The following is a 3,133-nucleotide window of genomic DNA, read 5'->3' on the forward strand; positions in this document are numbered from 1 at the left end:
GCCGCATTCCTCCCCCACCTGAAGGAAGGGGACTCCTGCGGCAATCCTGTTGAGCTCGGCATCGTCGAGAGAAACGGAGCCCGCGGGCCGATGCGGAGCTTCTACGTCCGGGATCCGGACGGAAACCTCATCGAACTCGCGGGCTATGGAGCCGCGCCTCGGGACGGGTGCAAGCCCTCGTCTTCAGAGGCGGCAGTCGTCTGATCCCGTCGGACCTCAGAGCGTATTGCCGGCCGCGGCCTTGCCGTCGGCGGGCTTCAGGGTCTTCTTGAACCAGTCGACCACGCGGTTCACGAGCGCGTCCTGGTACCAGGGAAGGTCGCCGTGATCGGCGTTCTCAACGAGGACGTACTCGGCCGGAACCTTCTTCTCCTTCAGGGCGCGGAAGAGCTTGGCGCTCTGCGACGGTGAGACGAGGCGGTCCTTGGCGCCGTGGAGGATGAGGAACGGGGGCTCCGTGCCGTCCACGTGGCCGAGCGCGCTCGCGAACATCGCCTTCTTCGGATCGGCGGTGATGGGGGCGCCGGGGTTGTTGCGGAAGGCCGGGCCGTTCACGAGGAGCGCCTCGGTGACGGCGGGCGACGCGTGGACCTTCTGCTGATCGGGACCGTAGTCCGAACCGATCGTCTGCAGGTCGGAGATGCCGTAGATCGTGCACACCGCCTGCACGTCGGAGGAGACGTTGAGGAAGTCGCCCTTGTCCCAGCCCTGCTCGCCGTTCGTGGTGCCCGTCATCTGCACGACATAGCCGCCCGCGGAGTCGCCGATGATGCCGATGCGGTCGGGATCCACGCCGTATTCCGCCGCGTGGGCGCGGACGTAGCGCACGGCGGCCTTCGCGTCTTCAACAAGCGCGGGGAACTTCGTCGGCACGACGCGGTATTCGGCCGCGGCGACGACGAAGCCGGCCTCGGCGAGCGCGCGGCGCATTTCAGAGAACTTCTCGTGGTCGCTCGAGGTGAAGCCGCCGCCGGGGAAGTAGATGACCGCGGGCTTCTTCTCCTTCGTGCGGGGGATTTCAAACGTCATGCGCAGCTGCCGCACGGCGCGGGAGCCCTTCACCTGGCTGTAGATCACGCCCGAAATCATGTCGATCTGGGGACGGCTGCCCTCAACGCGGATCACTTCGGCGCCCTCGGTCCAGCCGGGGAGCTTCGAATAATCGGCGGCGCAGGCGCTGTTGAAGAGTGCGGCGGCGAGCACGCAGCCGAGAGCGGCTGCCGTGGGCTTCATGAACTGCATGGACGTATTTCCTTTCGTAAGAGGTGTGCGGTGAAGAGCATCTTCGACGCCCGCGGGCGGGAGGTCGGGATCCGGAAGGGGCGTGCGGTTCGCCGCCGCTTCCGCAGGCATCATCCAAAAGAAGCTACACCGAAGGAAGGAGAAGAACCACCCAAACAGTTGGGTGGTTCCGGTTCGTCTCGCGCCTGCGGCGATCAGGCCTTCACGGGCTCGAGCTGCGATGTGATGACGTCGGGGAGCGCGACGGAGGGCTTGCGGGCGGCGCGGAATTCGACCCCGCCCAATTCGATCTCCTCGCCGTCGTCGAAGGCGCGTCCGCGCGAGATCTGCATCATGGCGGCGTGCACGAGCTGCGCGCGCAGCTCCATGGGCTGCAGCGGGCTCTCGAGGATCTCCACCTCGGGCGCGCCGAAGCGGTCGAGGCCGACGGTGTATCCGGCCGGACGGCCGCCTTCGACGGGCGTCCAGACGCCGAAGAAGATGAGGTTGAAGATCGGAAAGACGCGTTCGTTCTGCTTCATCGCGAGCGCGCCCTTGCGGTAGGCCTCGGGCGAGAAGAGGCGCGAAGCGGCGTTTACGGCGCGCACGTTGGGCTCGCTGCAGAGGCTCCCGAGGATCTTCACGGCCGTGCGGGCGTTCTCGACGAGGCTCGTCTGCTGCGCGATCACGGCGACGGCGAGGTAGGCCTGATGCGTCTGCGCGGCTTCGACCGCGCCCGGCCACTCGGGCGAATTCTTCGCCTGCAGGTCGGCGGCGTTGTCGGGAACCGGATGGGGTTCAAGCCCGATCACCACGAGGGAGCCGTCCACCGTGAAGATCCACGGTTCCTGGACCGAAGCAGGCGGCTCGCCCGGGTCGATCTGCCAGTCTGAGAGGAGCGACTCGCGCAGCATCGCGGGCTCCCAGGCGGGGAGCGCGAGGAGCGCGAGACCCGTCATCGGGTACTCGCTCGCGACGAGGGGCGTTTCACCCGCGGCGTTTTCAGTCTTCTTCTCTTCGGTCATTTTGATTCCTTCGGGCTCATTGCGCGGCGCCTCAAGCTCGAGTCGGGCGAAGAAGGGCCGCGGACGGTCATGTGTTGTGAAGGCGGGATTATCGCCCGTTCGGGCCTGCTGCGAGAAAAGAATGCGCAGAGTCCGCCGCCGGCGGGCGATGCGTGTTGGCGGCGCCATGAAACAACGCGGAACATCATCGAACGCTTCATCACCGCCCGGCCGGCCTGCGCACGGTAGGATTAGGAGCTTCAGAGAAGCGAGACCCGCCGGGCATCCCGACCCGGGCCGGGCTGCATGCAGAGAACAATGAACGAAAAGAAGAACACCTCCTCCGAAACCATGTCCGGGGCCAGCTCCGAGACGCTTCCCGCCGCCGGCGCCTCGGTCGGCGCCGCGGGGAATTCCGGGACTCCCGTCGTGCGGCGTCTCGGCCGCGGCACGACGCGCCTCTCCGGAGCGGCCGAAGCCATGGTCGCGCTCAACCGGCTGCCGCTCGCCGAGAAGACGGACGCCGTGAAGCGGGGCCGCATCACCGCGGCGCAAGCGCTCGCGGGCTCCGACGAGCTCGCGGGTGAGGCCGGCAGGCTCCTGCACGCCGTCGCCCTGCGGCCGCTTGAAATGCCCGAGCGCCGCACGCACGCCTTCTCGGTCTTCGACGAGGCGCAGGGCGCGCCAAAGGACGCCGAGGGCGGGCAGCCCTCGAAGCCCCTCCTCGGCCTCACGCTCGCCGTCGCCGGCACCGTGGACGTCGAGGGCGTGACGCCCCTGGCCTCCTCCGAGCTCCTCGAAGAGCCCTCCCTGCGCTGCGCGCGCCCGCTCGCCGCTCTGGAGCGCGCAGGCGCCGTTGTTGCTGCGCTCGCCTGGGCGGGCGAACTCGGCGGCCTCATCTCTCCCGA

Annotated in this window: 2 protein-coding genes and 2 pseudogenes; 2 read left to right on the top strand and 2 right to left on the bottom strand. The window is 68.1% G+C overall.

Features of this window, described 5'->3' with window-relative positions; all coding sequences use genetic code 11:
* Positions 1-204, top strand: a pseudogene (locus ACT6Y9_RS09860) (hypothetical protein); the annotation flags it as partial.
* Between the two features lie 12 nt (positions 205-216).
* On the opposite strand, the gene ACT6Y9_RS09865 reads toward ACT6Y9_RS09860, so the two are convergent.
* Complete coding sequence (locus ACT6Y9_RS09865; protein WP_443744397.1) at positions 217-1,242, bottom strand: alpha/beta hydrolase fold domain-containing protein; 1,026 nt, start codon at positions 1,240-1,242, stop codon at positions 217-219.
* 194 nt (positions 1,243-1,436) lie between these two features.
* Entirely contained in the window at positions 1,437-2,246 is an 810-nt protein-coding gene (locus tag ACT6Y9_RS09870; RefSeq protein ID WP_443744398.1) for a hypothetical protein, read from the bottom strand.
* Between the two features lie 297 nt (positions 2,247-2,543).
* Between ACT6Y9_RS09870 and ACT6Y9_RS09875 the strand changes: the two are divergent.
* Positions 2,544-3,133 (top strand): annotated as a pseudogene (locus ACT6Y9_RS09875) (hypothetical protein); the annotation flags it as partial.

The organism is Sutterella sp., assembly GCF_052272535.1.
GTDB lineage: Bacteria > Pseudomonadota > Gammaproteobacteria > Burkholderiales > Burkholderiaceae_F > Sutterella.